Raw genomic sequence first — 22,145 nt, 5'->3', positions numbered from 1 at the left:
GCTACCGGTTCTTGTCGGGCTCCGGGTTGATGGTCAGCGTGACGTGCTGGCCATCGCGGATCACCTCGATGGGCGCGTCCTCGCCGACCTTCAGGCTCCGGACCGCGACGACGAACTCGTCGAGGCCGTCGACGGGGCGGTCACCGATCTTGACGACGACGTCGTTCTCACGGACCCCGGCGCGTTCGGCCGGCCCGCCTGCCACCACGCGGGTCACCCGGGCCCCGGAGGGGTCATGATCACTGACCGACTCCGCGGTCAGGCCCAGGGTCGGGTGCCTGATCTCACCGTTTCGGATCAGCGACTCGACGACGTGCTTCATTTCGTTGGACGGGATCGCAAAGCCCAGCCCGCTGGCGCTGTCGGAGAGCGACTTACCCGCGGTGTTGATGCCGATCACGTCGGCGTTCATGTTGATCAGCGGACCCCCGGAGTTGCCGTGGTTGATCGGCGCATCGGTCTGCACGGCGGCGATGACGATCTCGTCGGACCCCTCACCGGGTATCCGCACCGCGCGGTTGAGCGCGCTGATGATGCCCTGGGTGTCGGTGCTGCGCAGGCCGAGCGGGGCGCCCGCGGCGATCACCTCGTCGCCGACGCGCAGCTTGTCGGAGTCGCCGAGCCGCGCGACGGTCAGGTTGTCGACGTCGTCGACCTTGAGGACGGCCAGGTCGGTCTTGGGGTCGGTGCCCACAATGTTGGCGGGCACCTCTTTACCGTCGTTGAAGATCACCGTCACCGCGTACCGGTCGGGAGCGGAAGCGGCCTCGGCGATCACGTGGTTGTTGGTGACGATGTACCCGCGCCCGTCGACCACCACCCCGGAGCCCTGCGAGCCTTGCGAATCGCTGACCGCTTCGATGGTGACGACGGAATCGGCCACGGCGGCAGCTACTTTGGCGAACCGGCCCTCGGGCAGGTCGCCTTTGTCGGTGGTCGAGAGCGTGACCTTCGACGTGGTGAACGCCTCGATGACCTCCGCGGTCTTGCGGCCCACCCAGCCGCCGACCAACCCGAGGACCAGGGCGATGACGGCAAGGCTGACCATCGCCGTCAACTTGAGCCGCTTACCGAACAGCACGTCGCGCACGCCTAGATTCTCGGCGGGCTTCACGTCGGGCGCCGGCGGCGGCGCTGCCGCGGATGCCGGGTCGGCCTCGCCTGCGACGAAATCGGTGTCGGCACTCGGATCGGTGTCGTCGGGGTCGGGCGAGGATCCGAACGCGGCGGCCAACACCGGGCCGGGTTCCTGGTTCGTCGGGGTGTACTCGTCCTGCTCGCCGTCGGCGCCCTCGGGGCGGCCGAAGGCGCGCTGGGTGGCCGCATCGACCGTGGGACGCCGGATCGCACCCGGCGCCGAAGCGTCGCCGCCGGGCTGGCGTTCGTCGGTCACGCGGTTTTCACCTTTCCTCGGCGGCCTTCCTGGCGCGTTCCCTCATGGACGCGATCACACCGCCATCGTTCAAGATATCCGTACCGGTGAGGTAGCCGGCTTTGTCGCTGGCACAGAAGGCGAGCAGCGCGGCCATCTCTTCCGGTCTGCCCCAGCGGGGCACCGCGGCGTCGGCGACCATCGCACCGGCGCCGGCGTGCTCCTCCAACCTACCCATCTCGGTGTCGATGGATCCCGGCGAAACCGAGACCACCCGAAGCCCGCGGCCGTTGAACCGTTCGGCCTGCGACGTGCTGTACCAGCGGACGAAGCCCTTGCTCAGCGCGTAGGCGATCCCGGATCGCGCGTCCTCGGGCACGATCTCGCACGCCGCCATCATGTCGGCCAGAAACGCGTCGTCGTCCTCGAGCGCCAGCGGGAACTTCGCGGTGGGAATCATCTCGTCGGGCAGCATGTGGGCCGCCATCGAGGCCACGTTGACGATCGCCGCACCCGCGCCGGCCGTCTGATAGAAGACCTCGTTGACGTGGACCGTGCCGAGCGCATTGGTTTTCATCACGTATGCGGCGTCGCCCATGCTCGGGCTCACCCCCGCGGTGTGGATCACCGAGGCCAGCGCGCCGAGCCCGGCGGCGGTTTCGAAAAGCCGGGTGACGGCCTGGCGGTCGGTGACGTCGCAGTCGACGGTCGTCGGGTTGACGCCGAGGTCGGCCAGCGCGGCGGCCGCACCGTCGAGCCGGTCAGCACGAACGTCGCAGAGCACGACCGCGTGGTCGCGGCCGACGAGCTGCGCCGTCGCCTGACCCATCCCACCCGCGCCGCCGGTGATCACCACAACTCGATTCATAGCTGGACGGTATACGCCGGTATGTTCGATGTGGTGGATCCCGTCGACGCCAGCACGCTGACCGGAGTCTCCGAGACAGCGCTGCTCACGCTGAACGGGCGTGCGCATCAGGCCCGCCATCCGGACGCCATCATCGACGACCCGATGGCGATTGCGCTCGTCGACGCCATCGACTTCGATTTCGACAAGTTCGGCCGCAGGGGCCAGGAGATGGCGGTGCGGTCGCTGGCTTTCGACCGTGCCGCGATCCGGTACCTGTCGGCGCATCCGTCGGCCACCGTCGTCGCCCTCGCCGAAGGGCTGCAGACCAGTTTCTGGCGGCTGAGCAAAGCGCTGCCCGACACCGACTTCCGTTGGATCACCATCGATTTCGAGCCGATCATCGAGTTGCGCAAGAAACTGCTGCCGCCATCCCCGCGGATCACCGCCATCGCGCAGTCCGCGCTCGACTACAGCTGGATGGACGCGGTGGACACCACCAACGGGGTGTTCATCACCGCGGAGGGTCTGTTGATGTACTTGCAGCCCGAGCAGGCGATGGGCCTGATCACCGAATGCGCGAAACGCTTTCCTGGCGGTCAGATGGTCTTCGACCTGCCGCCCGTGCTGGTCAAGAAGTTCGCGCCCAAGGGGATGCGGGCCACCCGCCGCTACCGCGTGCCACCGATGCCGTTCAGCCTGTCGGCGGCCCAGCTGGCCGATCTGGCCAACACCGTGCCCGGTATCCGCGCCGTGCACGACCTGCCGATGCCCCGCGGTCGCGGGGTGTTCTTCGAGAAGGTGTTCCCCGCCTTCTGGCGACTGAAGCTGACCAGGAACTTCCGCGGCGCATACACCCTGCTGGAATTCGGCTGAGCGTGACGGGCTATCCGCATACGGCGCGCTCCAGGTCTTTCAACGACGTCTCCAGGTGACCGAGTAGCCGCTGCAGATGCGGGACGCTGCGCCGGCAACCGATCAACCCGAAGTCGAGGTTGTCGGCGTTGTTGGCCAGCGTGATGTTGAGGGCCAGGCCGTCCAGCGGAATCGACAGCGGATAGTTGCCTTCGAGGCGGGCGCCGTTCCACCACAATGGTTCTCGCGCACCGGGCACGTTGGAGATCACGATGTTGAACGGCGGTGGCGCGGTCCGCACGAAGCCCGGCACCAACGCCAACGCAACCCCGCCGACCAGTAACGCCGACAGCGCAAGCTGTTGTATCCGCGGCAACTGCGAATACACCTTCTTGTTGTCGCGCATCGAAGCGGCGATGACCTCGATGCGGCGCGCCGGGTCCTCGATGTCGGTGGCGAGATTGCACAGGATCGCGCCGACCAGGTTGCCGCCGCCCTCGCCGTCGTTCTCGTTGCGCAGGTTGACCGGAACCATCGCGACCAGCGGAGTGGCGGGAAGCGCGTCCTCCTCGGCCAGATACGCCCGCAGCGCACCCGCGCACATCGCCAACACCACGTCGTTGACCGTCACCCCGGCGGCGGCCTTGACGTGCTTGAGCCGCTCCAACGCCCAGGACTGCGCCGCGACGCGGCGCGCGCCGCCGATTCGGACGTTCAGCATGGTCTTGGGCGCGCCGAACGGCAGCGTCAGCTCCTGCTCGAGCAGCGCGGACCGCGCCAGCGACAGCGTGTGGGGCGCGACGCCCGCGACCGAGCTGGCCACCTGGCCCACCGTCCGCAGCAGCGACGGCCCGGCGACGTTGGGCCTGCGCCGTGGCGGCAGGCTCCACGGCGCCCGCACCGAGGTGTCCTCGGGGTTGGAGGACAGCACCCGGCGCATCAGCTTCATCGCCGAGACGCCGTCGATCAGCGAGTGGTGAAACTTGGTGTACACCGCGAACCGGCCGTCGTCGAGGCCCTCGATGAGGTGCGCCTCCCACAGCGGGCGGTGCCGGTCGAGCAGCGTGCCGTGCAGCCGCGAGACCAACTCCAACAGCTCGCGCACCCGGCCCGGCGCGGGCAGCGCGGACCGGCGCATGTGATAGTCGAGCTCCAGGTCCTTGTCCGACGACCACGCCACGTTGGTGATCCCACCGAAGAACGCCGGTCGTTTCCGGAACGTCGGCTGCACATCGGTCTGGGCCAGCAGGGCGTCGTAGAGCCCGGCCAGGAACTCCGGCCCGCTGCCTTCGGGCGGCTCGAACAGCTGCAGGCCGCCGACATGCATTGGATGCTCGCGGGATTCGCCCAGCAAGAACAGTGCGTCGGTCGGTGCGATCGGCTGCATGATGGGGGCCTCCAACGTTGATGCTTGTCAGCTTGCCCCTTATCCCCCACAACGCAAAGGGGAAAACCTGAGCGGCCTTGATAGGGTCGCAACCACGTATTTCGCGGCGCTCTGCCGTTTTTGGAAAGGACGTCGATGCTCGCCCTGACAACCTGGACTGGCGCCCTGCTCGTCGCGACCGGGGTGATCGCCTATGTCGTCACTGCTTTTGTCAGCGTCACCGCGCTGATCCCCGCGTTCGTCGGGGTGCTGCTGCTGATCGCCGCGCTGGTCGCCCGTCGCGCGGAGAAGTTCCGCAAGCCCGCCATGCATGTGGCCCTGGTGATCGCGCTGCTGGCCGCGCTGGGTGCGTTGCGCAACGTCGCCAAAGTCGGCGATCTGTTCGCAGGCACCGCCGAACGCCCCGCCGCGATCATCACGAGCATCATCATGTTCGTGCTGCTCGTCGTCTACCTGATCGCCGGTGTGCGGTCGTTCATCAAGGCTCGCTCCGCGCGCTGACGGGCTCACCCCTCCGGTCGTGCTCGCCCCGGATCCGGTCGCTCACCCATGGGACGGCGCCGGCACCACGTTCCCGACATCGGCTGGGTCGTTCCGCGATATCGATTCCAGCCGCCGGTTCGCGCCGGTGACGGATACTCGACGGTGACGGGGACCCGCGGTTTCTTCATCCCTGCGGGCTCCCGAGGTGACCACGGAAGGAGCCAGAGTGAAGGCGACGGTGCGGCTGGGACGGATTGCCGGTGTGTCGGTCGGGATGCACTGGAGCGTGTTGGGCATCGTGCTGTTGCTCGTGATCGGCCTGTCGGTGCAGTTCCCGGTGCTCGCCGAGGGCTACGCGACATGGGAGTACATCCTGGCCGCGGTGGTGACCGCGGTGCTGTTCGTGGTGTCGCTGCTGGCCCACGAGTTGGCGCACGCGATCTGGGCCCGGCGCAACGGTGTCGGGGTGGACGGAATCACGTTGTGGCTGCTCGGCGGCGTCGCCCGGTTGCGCGGCGACGCCCTGACGCCGGGGGCGGCGTTCCGCATCGCGGTGGTGGGGCCGCTGACCAGCGTCCTGGCCGGGGCGGTGTTCGGTGTGGCCGCCATGCTCGCCGACGACGCCGGGTTCAGTTCGCTCACCGTGTCCGTGCTGTCCTATCTGGCGTTGATCAACGTGGTGCTGGCCGTGTTCAACCTCATTCCGGCCGCGCCGCTGGACGGCGGACGTATCCTGCGCGCCGCGATCTGGGCGTGGCGCGGTGACCAGTACGTCGCCACCGTCTGGGCCGCCCGCGCGGGACGGCTGTTCGGCTTTCTGCTGATCGGCCTCGGTTTGATTCGGATCATCTCCGGGATGGGCGGGTTGTGGTGGATCCTGTTGGGCCTGTTCATCGTGACGATGGCCAGCGCCGAAGAACACCAGGCCCGCACCACCACGATGCTCGCCGGGGTGCGGGTCCAAGACGTGATGACCGCGGACCCCGAGACGGTGTCCGGTGACCGCACCGTCGGCGACTTTCTGCGCGACGTGGTGTTGTTGCGACGGCACTCCGCCTTCCCGCTGGTCGACGGGTTCGGCCGGGTCGAGGGGCTGATCACGTTCAACCGGTTGCGCTCGGTCCCGATGCTGGAGCGCGACACGGTCCGGCTGCGCGACGTGGCATGCCCGCCGCAGGACGTCCCGTCGGCCACTCCCGACGAACCGCTCACCGACCTGCTGCCCCGGCTCAGCGGCTGCGCAGACGGCCGTGCCCTGGTGTACGACCACGAACGGCTGGTCGGCATCGTCTCCCCGTCCGACGTCAGCCGCGCGGTGGCCCTGCACGGCATGGGCGTGTGGGCGGGCGGCGGCGGTTCGGACATCACCACCGATCTGCGTCAGCGTCGTCGCTAGCCGACCGCGGACCGAGACGGTGGTGCCGAGCCCTGTCGGGACTCGGTGTGGGTCATCAGCCCGACGATCTCCTCACGGTCGGCCGCTGAAGGAAGACCCATGCCCGGGGTGTAGCCGTAGACCTCGTGCAACGGGGTGGAATGGGTTCGCCCGTCGAGGATGTCCACCGATTCGGTGCTGATCAACCCCGGATGCTCCACCCCGCAGGCTTGGGCCACCTTGAGCAGGTCGCGGCGCAGCGTCTTGATGTAGTTGGCGGTGCGGACCGCCTTCTCGTCGGGAACCAAACCGCGTGCCAGCCAGGCGTTCTGGGTGGCGACGCCGGTGGGGCAGGTGTCGGTATGACACTTCTGGGTCTGGATGCAGCCGACCGCGAGCATCGCTTCGCGGGCGACGTTGACCATGTCGCAGCCGAGCGCGAACCCGACCACCGCGTTGCCGGGCAGGCCGAGCTTGCCGCCGCCGATGAACGTGATCTGTTCGTGCAGGCCGCGTTCGGCGAAGATCCGGTACACCTGGGAGAAGCCGAGTTGGAACGGCAGTGACACGGTGTCGGTGAAGATCAGCGGCGCGGCGCCGGTGCCGCCTTCGCCGCCGTCGATGGTCACGAAGTCCACCGCGCGGCCGGTTTCGCTGATGAGATCGGTGAGCTGATACCAGAAGTCGAGATCACCGACCGCCGATTTGATACCCACCGGCAGGCCGGTCTCGGCGGCCAGCAGTTCCACCCAGTCGAGCAGTCCGTCGGCATCGGAGAACTCCGCATGCCGCGATGGGCTGACGCAGTCTTTCCCCTCGGGAATGCCTCGGGCAGCGGCAATTTCGGCGGACACCTTGGGTGCCGGCAACAGCCCGCCCAGGCTCGGCTTGGCGCCCTGGCTGAGCTTGATCTCCAACGCCCGCACCGGCGCACCCGCCACCACGTCCTTGAGTCGCTGCAGATCGAAGCGGCCGTCGGCGTCGCGGCACCCGAAGTAGGCGGTACCGATCTGGAAGATGAGTTCGCCGCCGTGCCGGTGATAGCGCGAGATGCCACCTTCGCCGGTGTTGTGCAGGCAGTCGGCCAGCGCGGCGCCCTTGTTGAGGGCCTCCACGGCGTTGCCGGACAACGAACCGAAGCTCATCGCCGAGATGTTGACCACCGAATTGGGCCGAAACGCGCCCGGTCGGTTTCGCGCGGCGCCAATCACTTTGGCGCACGGTAACTTCACTTCCTGCGGGGCCTTCGGCGCGGACGGCGGCACCGCCGGCCCGAAGGTGTGGTGCTTGATGATGGGATAGCCGGGCGTGTGCTCGATGTTGTTGTCGGTGCCGAACCCGAAGTAGTTGTTCTCTTGTTTGGCCGAGGCGTAGACCCATCGGCGCTGGTCCCGGGTGAACGGCCGTTCTTCGTCGTTGCCCGCCACGATGTACTGGCGCAGTTCGGGGCCGATGGATTCCAGAAGATATCGGCCGTGCCCGACGAGGGGGAAGTTGCGCAGCAGCGCGTGCTTTCGCTGAAAGATGTCACGTGCGGCGACCGCCGTCACCGCGGTGGCGGCCGCCGCAGCCAGCGCCCGTATCGGTTTGCTCATGACGTCAGGGTTGCCATGCCGCCGCAGCGCGAAACCCCAGGTCGTTTTCGCTTTATGATCTAAGGGATTTCGTCCTAGGAGGCAGCGTGACTGACCATGACGTTCGGATGATCATCTTGTCGACCGATGATCTCGACGAGTCGATTCGGTTTTACAGCGAGACGTTGGGGATGTCGTTGAAATTCCGCGACGGCGCGCATTTCGCGGCGCTCGACGGCGGGTCGGTCACCCTGGCGCTGGCCACCGCCGTCGACCATCCCATCCCCGGCCAGGTGGTCGTCGGGATCAAGACCGCCGACGTCGACGGTGCCGCGAAGGCCATCGAGGCCAGCGGCGGCGGCATCGTCAAAGGCCCCTACGACGATGCGCACGAGCGTCGTGCGGTGGTGTACGACAACAAGGGCAACGGGTTGGTGTTCTACAAACCGCTGGCGCGCTGAGCCCGCCCTCACGCCGGCCGTAGCAGCGCGACCAGGAAGTCGGAGTCGTCGGTGAACGGCCGCAGGTCCCAGGTGGACAGCAGCAGATCCGGCGCCAGCCCAGCCTCGGCCACGTCGGCGAAGAACCGGTCGAACGGGTAGTCGCGGCCCGCGCCGAACCCGATCACCGCGCGGCCCTCGGCCGCCAGGTGGGTGCGCAACCGGCTCAGCACCACGCCACGGGTGCTCGGCGCGAGGAACGTCACGACGTTGCCCGCCGAGACGATCACGTCGAACGGTTCGGCGATCCCGCGCGCGGGCAGATCGAGTTCGGCGAGGTCGCCGACGAGGTAGCGCGGCCCGGGATAGTCCTGCTCGGCGGCTTCGATGAGCGCCGGGTCGACGTCGACGCCGACCACCTGGTGCCCGGCCGCCGACAGGTATCCGCACAACCGGCCGGGCCCGCAGCCGGCGTCGAGGATGCGCGCGCCGCGGGGCACCATCGCGTCCACCAGGCGCGCCTCGCCGACCAAATCCTCACCGGCGCGCGTCATCGATCGGAAACGCTCGATGTACCAGTGCGAATGCCCAGGATCGGCCGCGACTTTCTGCATCCAGATGCTCTGTTCGACCATATGTGCATTGTCCCAGGCGTCCGGAATCACTGTCGCTCGCGCTACGTTGTCGCGTACATGGCCTTAGACGATCTGTTCACCCCGCTGCATGTCGGCTCGTTGACGGTGCCCAATCGATTCGCGATGGCGCCGATGACCCGGCAGGCCTCACCCGACGGGGTTCCCGGCGCCGACGTGGCCGAGTACTACCGGCGCCGCGCCGCGGGCGGGGTGGGGCTCATCATCACCGAGGGAATCCGGCTCCCCGACCCGGCCGCCGGCTACCCGTTGGGTATTCCGACCCTTGCCGGCGAGGACGTGCTCGCCGGTTGGCGGCGCGTGGTCGCCGGGGTGCACGCCGAGGGCGCGACCATTGCCGCACAGCTGTGGCACCAGGGCGCCGAACGTGCCGACGCCGACGGCGTCGTGCCGGTCAGCCCGTCGGGAGTGGACGGACACGGCCAACCGAAGGGACGTGCGCTTCGGGCCGACGAACTTCCCGGGGTCGCGCAGTTGTACGCGCGAAGCGCGGCCACCGCGCGCGAGGTCGGCTTCGATGCCGTCGAACTGCACGGCGCGCACGGCTATTTGTTGGACCAGTTCTTCTGGGACCGGACGAATCTGCGCACCGACGACTACGGCGGGCCGCTGTCCGCGCGGACCCGGTTCCCCGCCGAGGTGGTGGCCGCGGTCCGCGCCGCGGTCGGCGAGGACTTCCCGATCATCTTCCGGTTCTCGCAGTGGAAGGGCACCGACTACACGGCGTCGGTCGCCCAGGACCCGGCCCAGTTGCAGGAACTGCTGGCACCGTTGGTCGACGCCGGGGTCGACGTCCTGCATCCCTCCACCCGCAGGCACTATGCGCCCGCGTTTCCCGACCACGACAGCGAACTCAGCCTCGCGGGATGGACCAAGAAGGTCTCCGGGGCGCCCGTCATCGCGGTCGGCTCGGTCGGGTTGGAGACGCAGTTTCGCAGCGAACCGCGCGGGCAGGTCATCTCACCTGCGCCGGTCGACCGCCTGGTCGAGCAGTTCGACGCCGACGAGTTCGACATCGTCGCGATCGGGCGCGCGTTGCTCGCCGACCCGGCGTGGGTGAACCGCCTGCGCGCCAACGAACTCGACTCGTTCGCCGGATACGACCCGCAGACCGCGCTGGCCGCACTGGCCTGAGCGTTCAGGCCGAGGCCGCTGCGGTATGAATGAGGCATGCCGGAACCTGCGGCACGACCACCCGGGGCGCCGGCCGCATTCCGCTATCCGCGGACCGACGGCAGGCGCGCGGCGCTGCGCAACGTGGTGAAGCGGTTCACCGGCGTCGACCTGTTTCCCACCGACGCCGTCGCACGGGCCTTCATCGCCGGGCTCAACGAGGGCGACCCCGTCGCGGAACGGTTCGTCGCCGAGACCTACCACGGTGAGCTCGGCGCCGGGAAGGCCCGGAAGCTCGTCGAGCGGGCGCAGCGCGACGGCATCGACAACGTCCCTGAGGCGCCGGACTCCATGCGCGCGCTGTTCGAGGAGTTCGAGCAGCTGCCGGCCTGGGTCGATCCGGACCTGGTCGAAGCAGGCGCCGCGGTGTGGCGCCGCTGGGCCTACGCGCTCGGGGCGCTGGGCAATGCGGGCACCAACGACACCTACACCGAGGGCTGGCTGGCCGTACCGCTGTCGCTGTCGGGTGGCTACGCCGGCCAGCGGGCGCTGCACCGCTACCTGGAGACCTCGCGCTGGTGGATCGAGGTGTGCCGGCCCGGCGCCATCCTCACGCCCGGCTCACGCGGCCGCAACATCTCGTTGCACGTGCGGGTCATGCACGTCAGCGTCCGAGAGCGGGTCAAACACCATCCGGAATGGGACGCGCAACGCTGGGGCCTGCCGATCAGCCAGTCGGCCATGCTGCTGACCCTGCTCGGCGGCAGCGTCGCGCCCGCGTTCGGGCTGTACCTGCTCGGGCACCTCACGTCACCGCGGGAGATGCGCGCGGTGTTGCACTTCAACCGCTACTGCGGACATCTGGTCGGAGTACGCTGCGACGGCTACTTTCCCGAGACCGTCGCCGACGCCTGGCGCATCCTTTTGATGGCCGACGCCGCGCGCAGCTACGACAGCGCTGAGAGCGGCACCGAGCTCGTCGAATCGTTCGTCCCCGCGTTCGCACCCGCACCTGCACACCGCGGCCTGGCCCGGCTGCGCGCCGAGTACCACTACCGGGTGCAGGCCGGATACCTCGGGCTCTACATGCTGCCGTGGAACCGTCACCGCTACCGCCTACCGTCCGCGTTACCGGGAATCCTGTTGCTGCTGTTGCGGTTTCCGGTCATTTTCGCGCTGGAACTGGCGCGGCGCGCTTCCCGGCGAGTCGACCGCCACTGGCAGCGGACCAACCTCGCGCGGTGGGAGAACTGGCTGCAGTGGCAGTCCGATGGCAAGGCCGCCGCGTTCGAGGCCGCCGCACCGCTGCGCCGCTGACACCGGATTCTGCGACACGTCGAGGGCGCTGCTTCGGTGATGTCGGAACCGGCCTGTAGAGTCGCCGCGTGCCACAGAGCTCACCCGTGAAGTCTGTAAATGCCCGCCTTGCTGAGGAATTGGCCGTCGAGGAGGTGCGGGTCGCCGCGGCCGTGCGGCTGCTCGACGAGGGCGCGACCGTGCCGTTCATCGCCCGCTACCGCAAGGAGGCCACCGGCAGCCTCGACGACGCCGAGCTGCGCACCCTCGAAGAGCGCCTGCAGTATCTACGGGAACTCGACGACCGCCGCGCCGCGGTGCTGGCGTCCATCGACGAGCAGGGCAAGCTCACCGACGAACTGAGGGCCGCGCTGCTGGCAGCCGACACCAAGTCGCGGGTCGAGGACATCTACCTGCCGTACAAGCCCAAGCGGCGCACCAAGGCGCAGATCGCGCGGGAGGCCGGGCTGGAGCCGCTGGCGGACCGGTTGCTGGCCGATCCGACCCTCGTACCCGAGCAGGTCGCCGCGCAGTTCGTCGACAGCGCAGTGCCCGACGCGGCCGCGGCGCTCGACGGTGCGCGTCACATTCTCGCCGAGCGCGCAGCCGAAGACGCCGCGCTGGTCGGCACCGTCCGGGAGAAGTTCTGGAACAGCGGTTCGCTGCGCACCGCGCCCTGGTCCGAAGAGGCGTCCAGAAGCCAGGCCGCGCAGAAGTTTCGGGACTACTTCGAGTACGGCGAAGCGCTGCAGAGCATGCCGTCACACCGGGTGCTCGCCGTTCTACGCGGGGAGAAGGAAGAGGTCCTGGCGCTGACCTTCGACGGCGGCGACGACGCCGAATACCACGCCATGATCGCCAAGACCCTCGGCATCGACATGGCTTCGAAAGCGGCCGCGACGCCGTGGCTGGTGGGCACCGTCGAGTGGGCGTGGCGTACCAAGCTGATGATCTCGGCCAAGGTCGACGCCCGCATCCGGCTGCGTAACCGGGCCGAGGAGCAGGCCGTCGCGGTGTTCGCGACGAACCTCAAGGACCTGCTGCTGGCCGCCCCCGCGGGCAACCGCACGACGCTCGGCCTGGATCCCGGCTACCGCACCGGGGTGAAGGTCGCCGTGGTGGACGGCACCGGCAAGGTAGTCGACACCGCCACGATCTTTCCGCATCAGCCTGCGCGGCAATGGGATACGGCCAAGGCCACGCTGGCCGCGCTGGTCGCCCGCCACCGCGTCGAGCTGATTGCCGTCGGCAACGGCACCGCCTCGCGCGAAACCGATGCGTTGGCAGCCGAACTCATCGCCGACATCCGCGCCGCCGGCGCTGACGCCCCGACGAAGGCCCTGGTGAGCGAGGCCGGCGCGTCGGTGTATTCGGCCTCTGCCTACGCAACGCGTGAGCTGCCGACGCTGGACGTGACGTTGCGCGGTGCCGTGTCCATCGCACGGCGCCTGCAGGATCCGCTGGCCGAGCTGGTGAAGATCGACCCCAAGTCGATCGGCGTCGGGCAGTACCAGCACGACGTGACGCCCGGCACGCTGGCCCGCAGCCTGAACGCCGTCGTGGAGGACGCGGTCAACGCGGTCGGCGTCGACCTGAACACCGCATCGGTGCCGTTGCTCGCGCGGGTGTCGGGGGTGTCGGAATCGCTTGCCGAAGCCATCGTCGCCCACCGCGACAAGACCGGCCCGTTCCGCAACCGCACGGCGTTGCTCGACGTTCCGCGGTTGGGGCCCAAGGCGTTCGAGCAATGTGCGGGTTTTCTGCGGATCCGCGGCGGCGACGACCCCATCGACGCGTCCGGTGTACATCCCGAGGCGTACCCGGTTGTCCGCCGGATCCTCGACCGGTCGGGTATCACGCTGGCCGAGCTGATCGGCAACGAGCGGGCGCTGAAGTCGCTGACGCCCGCGGACTTCGCCGATGACCGCTTCGGCACCCCCACGGTCACCGACATCCTCGCCGAACTCGAGAAACCCGGGCGTGACCCGCGCCCGGCGTTCTCCACCGCGACGTTCGCCGCGGGCGTGGAGAAGGTGGCCGACCTGAAGGCGGGCATGGTGCTGGAGGGCGTGGTCACCAACGTCGCAGCGTTCGGCGCGTTCGTCGATGTCGGTGTGCATCAGGACGGGCTGGTGCACGTCTCGGCGATGGCGGATCGGTTCGTGTCCGACCCGCACGAAGTCGTGCGCTCCGGTCAGGTGGTGCGGGTGAAGGTGGTCGACGTCGACGTCGAGCGGCAGCGCATCGGGTTGAGCCTGCGGTTGAACGACGCGCCGACGGGCAAAGCCAAGCGGCCCGACCGCGCCGCGACCGCCCGGCGTGAGGGCCGCCCCCGCCGCGACAAGGGTGCCCGTCGGGCCGCCGAGCCCCCGGGTTCGATGGCGGAAGCCTTGCGCAAGGCGGGCTTCGGGCGCTGACGCGTCAGCCCGGCCGCAGCGCCGATGGTTCGGAACCGCGGCAAACGGGCATGTAGCGCGTATGCGAACGCAGGCAGAAGACCACCACGCCGGCGGCCGGGCTGCCGAGGGCCGGCCGATTTCGACGTTGCTGTTGCCGCTCGTCGTCAGCCTGGCGACCGCGGCCATGCTCGTCGTCAACTATCTGGCCAACGGTCTGCCGATCAACGGCCAGACCACCGGTGACGTCACCCGGCGCTTCGAGGTGTACTTCGTGCCCGCGGGCTACGTGTTCTCCATCTGGAGCGTGATCTACCTCGGGGTGATCGCCTACAGCGTCTATCTGGGCATCACCCTGGCCCAAGGCCGTTCCGACAGCGGCGCGGCCCGCGCGATCGCCCCCTGGTATGTGCTGACCGCGGTGGCCAACTGCTGCTGGCTGTTCGCGTGGCACCACAACCGGTTCCCGCTGAGCATGCTGATCATGGTCGTGCTGCTGGGCACGCTGATCGTCATCTACCGCCTGCGGGCCACCAGGCCGCCGGCCTCGACGCTGGAGCGCTGGACGGTGCACATCCCGTTCCGCGTCTACCTGGGTTGGATCTCGGTGGCCACGATCGCCAACGCGACGATCACCCTCGACGACGCCGGCTGGTCGGGCTTCGGGCTCTCCGAGCCGACCTGGGGTGTGATCATGGTCGCGGTGGCGGCCGCGCTCGGTGTGGTGATGCTGCTGCGCCACAAGGACATCGCCTATGCCCTGGTGCTCATCTGGGCGCTGGTCGGCATCGCGGTGCGGCTCTACGACACCACGCCGATCCTGATCGCCTCGCTGGTAGGTGCGGCGATCCTGACGGTGGGCACCGTGGGTACCTGGGTCGTCGCGTCGCGCGCTAGGCCGGAACGCTCCCGCCGCCGTCAACCCGAACGATCTGGCCGGTGATGTAACCGGCGTCCTCGTCGAGCAGGAACCCGATTGCGTGCGCGATCTCTTTGGGGGTGCCGACCCGTTGCATCGGGATCTGGCTGAGCAACCGTGCCTCTCGCTGGGATCCGACCGGGCTGCGTTGCCGGTAGAGCTCGGTCTCGGTGGGCCCGGGCGCCACCGCGTTGACGGTGATGCCGGTGGTGGCCAACTCCTTGGCCCAGATCCGGGTGGAGGTCTCCAGCGCGGCCTTCGCCGCCGCGTACGGGGTGCGTTCCGGGGTGCCGAGCGTGGTGAGGCTGGTGACGTTGACGATGCGGCCCCAGCCCGCGGCGCGCATGCCGGGAAGCACGGCCTGCACCACCTGCACCGCGGACCGCATGTTCAGCGCGTAGGTGTGCAGCAGGTCGTCCAGATCGATTTCGCCGATGACGGCGAACTGCGCGTAGCCCATGTTGTTGACCACCGCGTCGACGCGACCATCGGCCAGGATCTGATCCAGTGTCGTTGCGGTCGCCGCCTGATCGGCCAAATCCACCCGGTAGAACGGCCCAGGGAAGTCGGGTGGTGCGGTGCGGGCGATACCGATCGGCTGGTGGCCGTCCGCGGCCACCCGGTCGGCCACCGCTCGGCCGATGCCCTTCGATGCGCCGGTGATCAGAATCCGCCGTGACATGATGTGCACTCCCTTCGGTCGGTCAGTCGGCTGCGAACGCCGGTGACGTCAGGTGCAACACCGGTAACTGTCCCGCCGCAGACGGCGATTACGCCATGTTTCCCACAGAAAAAGACACAATGGTCTGTGTGTCGAAGGCCAGCGTGGTGGTGTTCGTCGTCTTTCCCGGGATGAAACTGCTCGACGCCGCGGGAGCAGCCGAGGTGTTCGCCGAAGCCAACCGGTTCGGCGCCGAATACCGGATCGCGATGGCATCGCCGGACGGGCGTGACGTTCCGACATCGGTCGGGGCGGGTTTGGCAGTGAGCCAACGGATCTCGGCCGTCGAGCACGCCGACACGGTCGTCGTCGCAGGCGGTGACAACCTGGTGGGCCAGGCCATCGATCCCGCGCTGGTCGAGGCGGTGCGTTTCGTTTCGGACCGGACGCGGCGGCTGGCATCCATCTGCACCGGATCGTTCATCCTGGCGCAGGCCGGCCTGCTGTCGGGCAGGCGCGCCACGACACACTGGCGCCATGCCCGCCTGCTCGCCCGCGCCTACCCCGATGTCCGGGTGGAGCCGGACGCCATCTTCGTCCGCGACGGGCACGTGTACACCTCCGCGGGCGTTTCGGCGGGGATCGATCTCGCGCTGGCGCTCGTCGAGCAGGACCACGGGGCCGACCTGGTGCGCGACGTGGCGCGTTCGCTGGTGGTGTATCTCAAGCGCGCGGGTGGTCAGTCGCAGTTCTCGGTGCTCGTGGAGGCCGATCCGGCGCCGCAGTCGCCGCTTCGCACCGTCACCGATGCGATCGCCGCCGACCCCGCCGCCGATCACAGCGTGAAAAGCCTTGCCCGGCAAGCCTCATTGAGCACGCGACAGCTCACGCGGCTGTTCCACTCCGAGCTGGGCACCACACCGGCCCGGTACGTGGAGATGGTCCGCGTCGATGCCGCACGGGCCGCGCTCGATGCCGGACGCAGCGTCAGCGACAGCGCCCGGCTGGCCGGTTTCGGCAGCCCAGAAACCCTCAGGAGGGTGTTCGCCGACACGCTCGGCGTCTCGCCCAAGAACTACCGGGACCGATTCCGCACAGCCCATTGAGGGTTGGCGCCGATGTCGCTTCTTGTGGGAAACGTGGCACATCAGCCGCTCTCACCCCGCCCGCCGCGGCCGCACACTGGCCACTGACGAAGGGAGACAGCCGATGAACACCGAATCGACAGAAACAATTGCCGGAGTGGCGATACCGGACACCCCGCTGGTGCGAGACGCCACCGAGATGATCGCATCCGTCGAGGACGAGTTGCTGTTCAACCATTCCCGGCGGGTGTTCTTGTTCGGTGCGTTGCACGGTCGCCGGCTCGGCTTGCAACCCGACCTCGAGTTGCTCTATGTGGGCGCGATGTTCCACGACATCGGGCTCACCCAGCGCTACCGCACGTCGCACGGGCGATTCGAGGTCGACGGCGCCAACGCTGCGCGAGACTTCCTGCTGGAGCACGGAATAGCCGCCCAGGACGCCCGCAAAGTGTGGCTGGCCATCGCGCTGCACACCACGCCGGGTATACCGGAGTTCCTCGATCCCGAGATCGCGTTGGTCACCGCAGGCGTCGAGACCGACGTGCTGGGTTTCGGGCGCGACGAACTATCCGCACAACAGCTGACGGACGTGACCGCCGCGCACCCGCGCCCGGACTTCAAACGCCGGATCCTGCAGGCGTTCACCGACGGTATGGCGCATCGGCCGCGCAGCACCTTCGGCACCGTCAACGCCGACGTGCTGCAGCGCTACGACCCGTCGTTCCAACGCGACAACTTCGTCGACGTCATCCTGGAGAACAACTGGCCGGAGTAGGGCCGCCCGTCAACGTCCGACCACGGCGTGGATGCGTCCGCGCGGATACGGCAGGTCGATGCCGTTCTCGTCGTAGGCGCGCAGGATCTCCCCGCGCAGTTTGCGCTGCACCGACCATTGGGCGTTGGGCCGCGTCTTCACGGTCATCCGCAAGGTCAGCAGGTCCGGTGAGAGTTCCTGCACTCCGAGCATTTCGGGTTCGCCGAGCACCTTGTCGGCCATCGGCGGTTCGGCGATGGCCGCCTTGGTCGCGTCGAGCGCGACCTGCTCGGCCTTCGCCACGTCGGCGGTCAACGCGACCGGCAACTCGATCCGCGCCACGGCGTACTCCTGGCTCATGTTGCCGACCCGCAGGATCTCGCCGTTCCGGACGTACCACAGCGTGCCGTCGATGTCGCGCAGCGTGGTGATCCGCAACCCGACGCTTTGCACCTCGCCGATCACCTCGCCGAGGTCCACGATGTCGCCGACCCCGTACTGATCCTCGAGCAGCATGAACACGCCGGTCACGAAATCGCGCACCAGGTTCTGCGCGCCGAAGCCGATGGCGATGCCGACCACGCCCGCAGAGGCGATGAACGGCGCGATGTTCACCCCGACAACGCTGAGGATCGCCAGGATGACCCAGGTGAGCAGCACGATCGACACGATCGACTTGAGCACCGAGCCGATGGTCTTGGCGCGCTGCAGCCGCCGTTCGGCTACCTGCGGGCCGCTGGCCGTCTTCGGCACGCGGTCGCGAAGATGCCGGATGATCGGCGGCTTCGCCTGGGCTTGGGCCTTCTCATCGCGCTTCTTGCGGCGCCGGCCGGTGGCCCGATCGATCATGCGGTGCAGCAGGTACCGCACGAACAAGGCAACCCCCAGGTACACCGCGATTCGTACAGGCACCTCGATGAGCCAGTGCCGGTTTGTCTCCGTCCATTCGAAAGCCAGGGCGTAAACGTCCATGCCCCGACCGTACGGATCATCCCGGGCGCAGAACAATCGGGTGACGAACGCCTCTCAGCCGGTGAGACCGTCGGCGACCCGCGGTGTCCGTTCGGTTTCGGCGTTGTCCAGCACCATCGCGGCGACCCGATCCCGGTGCTGCTCGGCGCTGCCCAGCAGCACGGCGTCGGTGGTGGCCCGCTTGTAATACAGGTGCGCCTGGTGCTCCCAGGTGAACCCGATGCCGCCGTGCACCTGGATGGTGTCGGTGGCGACATGCGTCAGCGCGGACGAACACACCGCCTGGGCGATACTCGTCGCGAGCGCCGGGTCGTCGGATCCGTCGGCCAGCGCCCAGATCGCATGATAGGCAGCCGATCTCGCATGTTCGACGTCGACGAGCAGGTTGGCCAGGCGGTGCTTGACGGCCTGAAAGGATCCGATCGGCCTGCCGAACTGCAGCCGCGACTTCGCGTACTCGACGGACAGGTCGAGCAGATGCTGGGCGGCGCCGACTTGTTCGACGCCGAGCAATGCCGCTCCCACCTGCAGCGCGTGGTTGAGCACCCGGGTGGTCTCGTCGGGGCCGGCGATCACCCGGGCGGGCGCGTCGGTGAGCGTGACGTTTGCCGCGGACCGGGTGAGGTCAAGGGTGGCCAGCGCGGTGCGCTGCACGCCGGTCGCGGTGGTGTCCACGGCGTACAGAGCGACACCGTCGGATCCACGCGCGGCGACCAGCAGCACGTCGGCGATCCCGGCGTCGACCACCTGAGTCACGGTGCCCGACAAGGTGTCTGCGGCTGCGGTCACCGTCACCGCGGCCGGGTCGAAGACCCCGGCCTGATCGGCGACCGCGACCGCCGCGGTGCGGGTGCCCGCCATGAGCTCGCCCAGCATTTCGTCGCGCGCGGCGCCGGCGCCCGCGGCCACCAACGCCGGAATGGCGAGGTAGACCGTGCCGAACAGCGGTCCGCACGCCAACCGTGCGCCGAGTTCCTCGATCGCCACGGCCTGATCGATCAGGGTGCCGCCGACACCGCCGTCGGCCTCGGGCACCGACAGACCCAGGACACCGAGTTCGCCGCCGAGACGCGCCCACACCTTGGGGTCATACGGCGCGTCGGCCTCCATCAGCTCACGGACCTTCTCCTCGGAGAAGTGCTCGGCGCTGAACTTCCTTACCGCAGCCCGCAATTGGTTCTGTTCGTCGGTGAACCGGTATTCAGCCTGCTCAGCCACGGGGAATCTCCTTCCACGGCATACCCGCATCGGCGCGCAGATCACCGGGCAACCCGAGGATCCGCTCGCCGAGGATGTTGCGCATCACTTCGGATGTACCGCCTTCGATGGTGTTGGCACGGCTGCGCAGGAACCGCTGCTGAATGGGTCCCTGCCAGTCATCCCCGTCGCGGGTGCCTGCGCCCTGCCCGTAGCCGTGGTACAGCAGCCCTTCGGGCCCGAGGAAGTCCATACACCACTGGTAGATGTCCTGGTTGAGCTCGGCGCCGACCAGCTTGCCGATCGAACCCTCCGGACCGGGACCGCCGACCGTTGCCGTGGCGCGTGAGCGTTCCGAGGTGAGCCGCTGCGCCTCCGAGCGCAGCCACAGCTGCGTCAGCCGGTCACGCAGCACCGGGGTGTGCCGCTCGGGCCGCGACGCCCACAGCCCGGTGGCGTCGGAGATGGTGCCCGCACCGCGCCTGCTGCCGCTTCCGCCCAGCGCGGTGCGCTCGTTCATCAGCGTGGTCATCGCGACGTTCCAGCCGTTGCCGACCTCACCGAGCCGGTGCTTGTCGGGGATCCGGGCGTCGGAGAAATACACCTCGTTGAACTCGGCCTGCCCGGTCATCTGGCGCAGCGGCCGGGTTTCCACACCCGGGCCGTGCATGTCGACGACGAAGTAGGTCAGGCCCTTGTGCTTGGGCACGTCGGGGTTGGTGCGTGCCAGCAGCAGCCCCCAGCGTGCGCGGTGCGCGAGGCTGGTCCAGACCTTCTGGCCGTTGATCACCCATTCGTTTCCGTCGAGCACCGCCGAGGTGGCCAGCCCGGCCAGGTCCGACCCGGCGCCGGGCTCGGAGAACAGCTGGCACCACAGGTCCTCGGTGGTGGCCAGCGGCCGCAGCCATTGCCGCTTCACGTCGTCGGTCTGGGCGTGCTCGCGGATCGTCGGCGCCGCCATGCCGTAGCCCATCGGGTTCAGCCCGAGCGGCACCGGCCCGCCGGCACCCTGCAGGATCCGGTCGGCGACGGCCTGCAGACCGCGCGACACCCCGAGCCCGCCGAGGCCTTCGGGGAAGTGCACCCACGACAGGCCGGCGTCGTAGCAGGCACCGAGGAACTCCGGGATCGGCACCGTTTTCGGGTCGTGGTCGGCGACGACCCCGCGGGCCCGTTCGGCGACCCGCTCGGCATCAGCGTCATTGCTCATCCCGCCACAATAGGAACTCGACACCCGTCGACGAGCACGGGGATACCCCTTGCTCGCCGGAGTCAGCCGCGGTACTTGGCGACTGCCTCGGCGTACTCGTCGAGCAGCCGAAGCGATGCGTCCAGCGGCTTGGTCGGCAGCAGCAGGTTGGCCTGCCGGTAGCCGAGATCCTCCAGCGCCTGCCAGTAATCCGGGTCGATCGGCGTGCCGAACGTGGTGAGCGGGACGTCGTGGCTGGCCCCCGCACGCATCTGATCGATGCGCTTGGTCAGCCGCTCGACCGGCAGCGGGTTGGACATCCAACCGGCCTGGTGCCGGATGACGCGCTTGACGGTGGCGTCGGAGTCGCCGCCGATGAAGATCGGCGGGTGCGGTTTCTGCACGGGCTTGGGACGCAGATAGGACGCGTCGAAGTCGACGTAGCGGCCGTGGTATTCGGCGGGTTCGGTGGTCCACAGCGCCTTGATGGCTTCGATGCGTTCGTCGAGCAGCGCGCCGCGCGTTTTCGGATCAGTGCCGTGGTGGCGCAACTCCTCGATGTTCCATCCGGCGCCGACCCCGAACCCGAACCGTCCGCCCGAGATCAGGTCGATGCTGGCGGCCTCCTTGGCCGTGATGATCGGGTCGCGCTGGATGAGCAGGGCGATACCGGTGATCAGCTCGATCTTGGAGGTGACGGCCGCCGCGGCGGCGAGCGTGACGAACGGGTCCAGCGTGCGGTAGTAGACGCTGGGCAGCTCACCGCCACCGGGGTAGGCCGACTCGCGGCTCGCCGGGATGTGGGTGTGCTCGGCGATCGCCAGCGCGTGCAGGCCGCGCTCTTCGATGGCCCGTGCCAGCGATACCGGGTCGCTGGTGTCGTCGTTGACGAAGGTGGAGATCCCGAATTCCATGCGCGCACCTAACTGCCGTCGTCAGGCGCGAGCAACGCCCGTCTGTTCGAGGCTATTCCTCAGGCCAGCGGTCGGCCGTCCTTTCTCAGCACGTGCCATTCACCACCGAACATGTCCAGGCCCTGCCCGTTGGCGACCCGGTCCCCGGTGTCGCCTGCGTACCGGTACAGAGGTGTCCCCTTGTAGGTCACCTGGTTCCCGCCGTCGCTGCGCGGCACGCTGTGCACCGACGCCACGTCGATGCCGATGGTGCCGGCAGGCGCACCGCTGGCCAGCAGCGGCAGCCAGGTGTCGGCGCAGGCGTCATAGCAGGTGGGCTCATCGGGCTGGTCCGCCGAAAAGGCGTAGAGGGCGTGTCCGGTGCTGTCGACCACGATTTCACCCAGGTCGCCTCGGTCGTCGATCGTCAACGACACCTCCCGGGTGGGCAGGACGCCGGTGGTCGCCGGCGGCGGCACGGGCGCCGGGGTCACCGCATCGGTCCTGGGTGCGGCCAGCGCACTCTGGGTGGTCGACGTGGCAGAACCGGTGGCCGCCTTGTTCGTGAACGCCGAGCAACCGGTCAGAAGGAGCGCGCTGAGCGCGAGCATCGACGCCGCGGTTCGTGGCTTGGACATGCCCCACCCTTTTCCAGCCGCGATGCCGCTCAAACCCGTTCGATAC

Annotated in this window: 21 protein-coding genes; 10 read left to right on the top strand and 11 right to left on the bottom strand. The window is 68.7% G+C overall.

Features of this window, described 5'->3' with window-relative positions; translation table 11 throughout:
• Nucleotide 1: 1 nt before the first annotated feature.
• Together K3U96_RS00855 and K3U96_RS00850 are read right to left on the bottom strand one after the other, a co-directional pair.
• On the bottom strand, nt 2-1,393 hold the full coding sequence (locus K3U96_RS00855) for a S1C family serine protease (RefSeq protein WP_220691767.1): 1,392 nt from the start codon (nt 1,391-1,393) through the stop codon (nt 2-4).
• A gap of 7 nt (nt 1,394-1,400) precedes the next feature.
• On the bottom strand, nt 1,401-2,240 hold the full coding sequence (locus K3U96_RS00850; RefSeq protein ID WP_220691766.1) for an SDR family oxidoreductase: 840 nt from the start codon (nt 2,238-2,240) through the stop codon (nt 1,401-1,403).
• Between the two features lie 33 nt (nt 2,241-2,273).
• On the opposite strand from K3U96_RS00850, the gene K3U96_RS00845 reads away from it, so the two are divergent.
• A complete protein-coding gene (locus K3U96_RS00845) occupies nt 2,274-3,095 on the top strand; it encodes a class I SAM-dependent methyltransferase (RefSeq protein WP_230982327.1) in 822 nt (273 codons plus the stop codon).
• A 10-nt stretch (nt 3,096-3,105) separates the two neighbouring features.
• On the opposite strand, the gene K3U96_RS00840 is transcribed toward K3U96_RS00845, so the two are convergent.
• Nucleotides 3,106-4,461 (bottom strand): WS/DGAT/MGAT family O-acyltransferase, encoded by a 1,356-nt coding sequence (locus K3U96_RS00840; RefSeq protein ID WP_220693346.1) that lies wholly within the window; start codon nt 4,459-4,461, stop codon nt 3,106-3,108.
• A 135-nt stretch (nt 4,462-4,596) separates the two neighbouring features.
• On the opposite strand from K3U96_RS00840, the gene K3U96_RS00835 reads away from it, so the two are divergent.
• Nucleotides 4,597-4,962, top strand: a complete 366-nt coding sequence (locus K3U96_RS00835) for a hypothetical protein (RefSeq protein WP_220691764.1) — start codon at nt 4,597-4,599, stop codon at nt 4,960-4,962.
• Between the two features lie 208 nt (nt 4,963-5,170).
• Nucleotides 5,171-6,340, top strand: coding sequence for a site-2 protease family protein (locus K3U96_RS00830; RefSeq protein ID WP_230982326.1), 1,170 nt, complete (start codon nt 5,171-5,173; stop codon nt 6,338-6,340).
• Here the strand turns inward: K3U96_RS00830 and K3U96_RS00825 are convergent.
• On the bottom strand, nt 6,337-7,914 hold the full coding sequence (locus K3U96_RS00825; protein WP_069405517.1) for an FMN-binding glutamate synthase family protein: 1,578 nt from the start codon (nt 7,912-7,914) through the stop codon (nt 6,337-6,339). The two genes, K3U96_RS00830 and K3U96_RS00825, sit on opposite strands and share 4 nt — an antisense overlap.
• 86 nt (nt 7,915-8,000) lie before the next feature.
• Between K3U96_RS00825 and K3U96_RS00820 the strand changes: the two genes are divergently transcribed.
• Complete coding sequence (locus K3U96_RS00820) at nt 8,001-8,354, top strand: VOC family protein (RefSeq protein ID WP_069405518.1); 354 nt, start codon at nt 8,001-8,003, stop codon at nt 8,352-8,354.
• Nucleotides 8,355-8,362: 8 nt separating this feature from the next.
• Here K3U96_RS00820 and K3U96_RS00815 read toward each other — a convergent pair whose 3' ends face one another.
• On the bottom strand, nt 8,363-8,968 hold the full coding sequence (locus K3U96_RS00815; RefSeq protein WP_220691763.1) for a class I SAM-dependent methyltransferase: 606 nt from the start codon (nt 8,966-8,968) through the stop codon (nt 8,363-8,365).
• Between the two features lie 57 nt (nt 8,969-9,025).
• Between K3U96_RS00815 and K3U96_RS00810 the strand changes: the two genes are divergently transcribed.
• From K3U96_RS00810 to K3U96_RS00795, 4 genes are all read left to right on the top strand, one after another.
• Nucleotides 9,026-10,120 carry an NADH:flavin oxidoreductase gene (locus K3U96_RS00810; protein WP_220691762.1) on the top strand — a complete coding sequence of 365 codons (1,095 nt, stop codon included), beginning with the start codon at nt 9,026-9,028 and terminating at the stop codon, nt 10,118-10,120.
• A 36-nt stretch (nt 10,121-10,156) separates the two neighbouring features.
• Nucleotides 10,157-11,416 carry an oxygenase MpaB family protein gene (locus K3U96_RS00805; protein ID WP_220691761.1) on the top strand — a complete coding sequence of 420 codons (1,260 nt, stop codon included), beginning with the start codon at nt 10,157-10,159 and terminating at the stop codon, nt 11,414-11,416.
• 68 nt (nt 11,417-11,484) lie between these two features.
• A complete protein-coding gene (locus K3U96_RS00800) occupies nt 11,485-13,812 on the top strand; it encodes a Tex family protein (RefSeq protein WP_220691760.1) in 2,328 nt (775 codons plus the stop codon).
• 61 nt (nt 13,813-13,873) lie between these two features.
• Nucleotides 13,874-14,734 carry a TspO/MBR family protein gene (locus tag K3U96_RS00795; protein ID WP_220691759.1) on the top strand — a complete coding sequence of 287 codons (861 nt, stop codon included), beginning with the start codon at nt 13,874-13,876 and terminating at the stop codon, nt 14,732-14,734.
• Here K3U96_RS00795 and K3U96_RS00790 read toward each other — a convergent pair.
• The gene (locus tag K3U96_RS00790; protein ID WP_220691758.1) at nt 14,685-15,392 is read right to left on the bottom strand and encodes an SDR family oxidoreductase; all 708 of its coding nucleotides are present in this window, start codon (nt 15,390-15,392) and stop codon (nt 14,685-14,687) included. The genes K3U96_RS00795 and K3U96_RS00790 overlap by 50 nt on opposite strands.
• Before the next feature lie 170 nt (nt 15,393-15,562).
• Between K3U96_RS00790 and K3U96_RS00785 the strand changes: the two genes are divergently transcribed.
• The gene (locus K3U96_RS00785) at nt 15,563-16,477 is read left to right on the top strand and encodes a GlxA family transcriptional regulator (RefSeq protein WP_372514998.1); all 915 of its coding nucleotides are present in this window, start codon (nt 15,563-15,565) and stop codon (nt 16,475-16,477) included.
• Between the two features lie 103 nt (nt 16,478-16,580).
• Nucleotides 16,581-17,231: an HD domain-containing protein gene (locus K3U96_RS00780; protein ID WP_220691756.1), complete on the top strand. Its 651-nt coding sequence runs from the start codon at nt 16,581-16,583 to the stop codon at nt 17,229-17,231.
• 9 nt (nt 17,232-17,240) lie between these two features.
• Here the strand turns inward: K3U96_RS00780 and K3U96_RS00775 are convergent, their stop codons facing one another.
• The 5 genes from K3U96_RS00775 to K3U96_RS00755 all read right to left on the bottom strand — a co-directional run bounded on the left by K3U96_RS00775 (nt 17,241) and on the right by K3U96_RS00755 (nt 22,099).
• Nucleotides 17,241-18,182, bottom strand: a complete 942-nt coding sequence (locus K3U96_RS00775; protein ID WP_220691755.1) for a mechanosensitive ion channel family protein — start codon at nt 18,180-18,182, stop codon at nt 17,241-17,243.
• A gap of 54 nt (nt 18,183-18,236) precedes the next feature.
• Nucleotides 18,237-19,400, bottom strand: coding sequence for an acyl-CoA dehydrogenase family protein (locus K3U96_RS00770; RefSeq protein WP_230982325.1), 1,164 nt, complete (start codon nt 19,398-19,400; stop codon nt 18,237-18,239).
• Entirely contained in the window at nt 19,393-20,589 is a 1,197-nt protein-coding gene (locus K3U96_RS00765) for an acyl-CoA dehydrogenase family protein (protein ID WP_069403812.1), read from the bottom strand. Before K3U96_RS00765 ends, K3U96_RS00770 begins: the two co-directional genes overlap by 8 nt.
• A 62-nt stretch (nt 20,590-20,651) precedes the next feature.
• Nucleotides 20,652-21,482: an LLM class F420-dependent oxidoreductase gene (locus tag K3U96_RS00760; protein ID WP_220691753.1), complete on the bottom strand. Its 831-nt coding sequence runs from the start codon at nt 21,480-21,482 to the stop codon at nt 20,652-20,654.
• A 59-nt stretch (nt 21,483-21,541) separates the two neighbouring features.
• Entirely contained in the window at nt 21,542-22,099 is a 558-nt protein-coding gene (locus K3U96_RS00755) for a COG4315 family predicted lipoprotein (protein ID WP_230982324.1), read from the bottom strand.
• Nucleotides 22,100-22,145: the final 46 nt, after the last annotated feature.

Source organism: Mycolicibacterium holsaticum DSM 44478 = JCM 12374 (assembly GCF_019645835.1).
GTDB lineage: Bacteria > Actinomycetota > Actinomycetes > Mycobacteriales > Mycobacteriaceae > Mycobacterium > Mycobacterium holsaticum.
Note: the sequence above shows the minus strand (reverse complement) of the source record. Positions and strands in the feature narration are given on the sequence as shown.

What these genes read in the sequence shown, in the direction of transcription:
- K3U96_RS00850 (WP_220691766.1), bottom strand. Translation starts at nt 2,240, where the DNA reads ATGAATCGAGTTGTGGTGATCACCGGCGGCGCGGGTGGGATGGGTCAG.
- K3U96_RS00840 (WP_220693346.1), bottom strand. Translation starts at nt 4,461, where the DNA reads ATGCAGCCGATCGCACCGACCGACGCACTGTTCTTGCTGGGCGAATCC.
- K3U96_RS00835 (WP_220691764.1), top strand. Translation starts at nt 4,597, where the DNA reads ATGCTCGCCCTGACAACCTGGACTGGCGCCCTGCTCGTCGCGACCGGG.
- K3U96_RS00825 (WP_069405517.1), bottom strand. Translation starts at nt 7,914, where the DNA reads ATGAGCAAACCGATACGGGCGCTGGCTGCGGCGGCCGCCACCGCGGTG.
- K3U96_RS00815 (WP_220691763.1), bottom strand. Translation starts at nt 8,968, where the DNA reads ATGGTCGAACAGAGCATCTGGATGCAGAAAGTCGCGGCCGATCCTGGG.
- K3U96_RS00810 (WP_220691762.1), top strand. Translation starts at nt 9,026, where the DNA reads ATGGCCTTAGACGATCTGTTCACCCCGCTGCATGTCGGCTCGTTGACG.
- K3U96_RS00805 (WP_220691761.1), top strand. Translation starts at nt 10,157, where the DNA reads ATGCCGGAACCTGCGGCACGACCACCCGGGGCGCCGGCCGCATTCCGC.
- K3U96_RS00795 (WP_220691759.1), top strand. Translation starts at nt 13,874, where the DNA reads ATGCGAACGCAGGCAGAAGACCACCACGCCGGCGGCCGGGCTGCCGAG.
- K3U96_RS00790 (WP_220691758.1), bottom strand. Translation starts at nt 15,392, where the DNA reads ATGTCACGGCGGATTCTGATCACCGGCGCATCGAAGGGCATCGGCCGA.
- K3U96_RS00785 (WP_372514998.1), top strand. Translation starts at nt 15,563, where the DNA reads ATGAAACTGCTCGACGCCGCGGGAGCAGCCGAGGTGTTCGCCGAAGCC.
- K3U96_RS00780 (WP_220691756.1), top strand. Translation starts at nt 16,581, where the DNA reads ATGAACACCGAATCGACAGAAACAATTGCCGGAGTGGCGATACCGGAC.
- K3U96_RS00775 (WP_220691755.1), bottom strand. Translation starts at nt 18,182, where the DNA reads ATGGACGTTTACGCCCTGGCTTTCGAATGGACGGAGACAAACCGGCAC.
- K3U96_RS00765 (WP_069403812.1), bottom strand. Translation starts at nt 20,589, where the DNA reads ATGAGCAATGACGCTGATGCCGAGCGGGTCGCCGAACGGGCCCGCGGG.
- K3U96_RS00760 (WP_220691753.1), bottom strand. Translation starts at nt 21,482, where the DNA reads ATGGAATTCGGGATCTCCACCTTCGTCAACGACGACACCAGCGACCCG.
- K3U96_RS00755 (WP_230982324.1), bottom strand. Translation starts at nt 22,099, where the DNA reads ATGTCCAAGCCACGAACCGCGGCGTCGATGCTCGCGCTCAGCGCGCTC.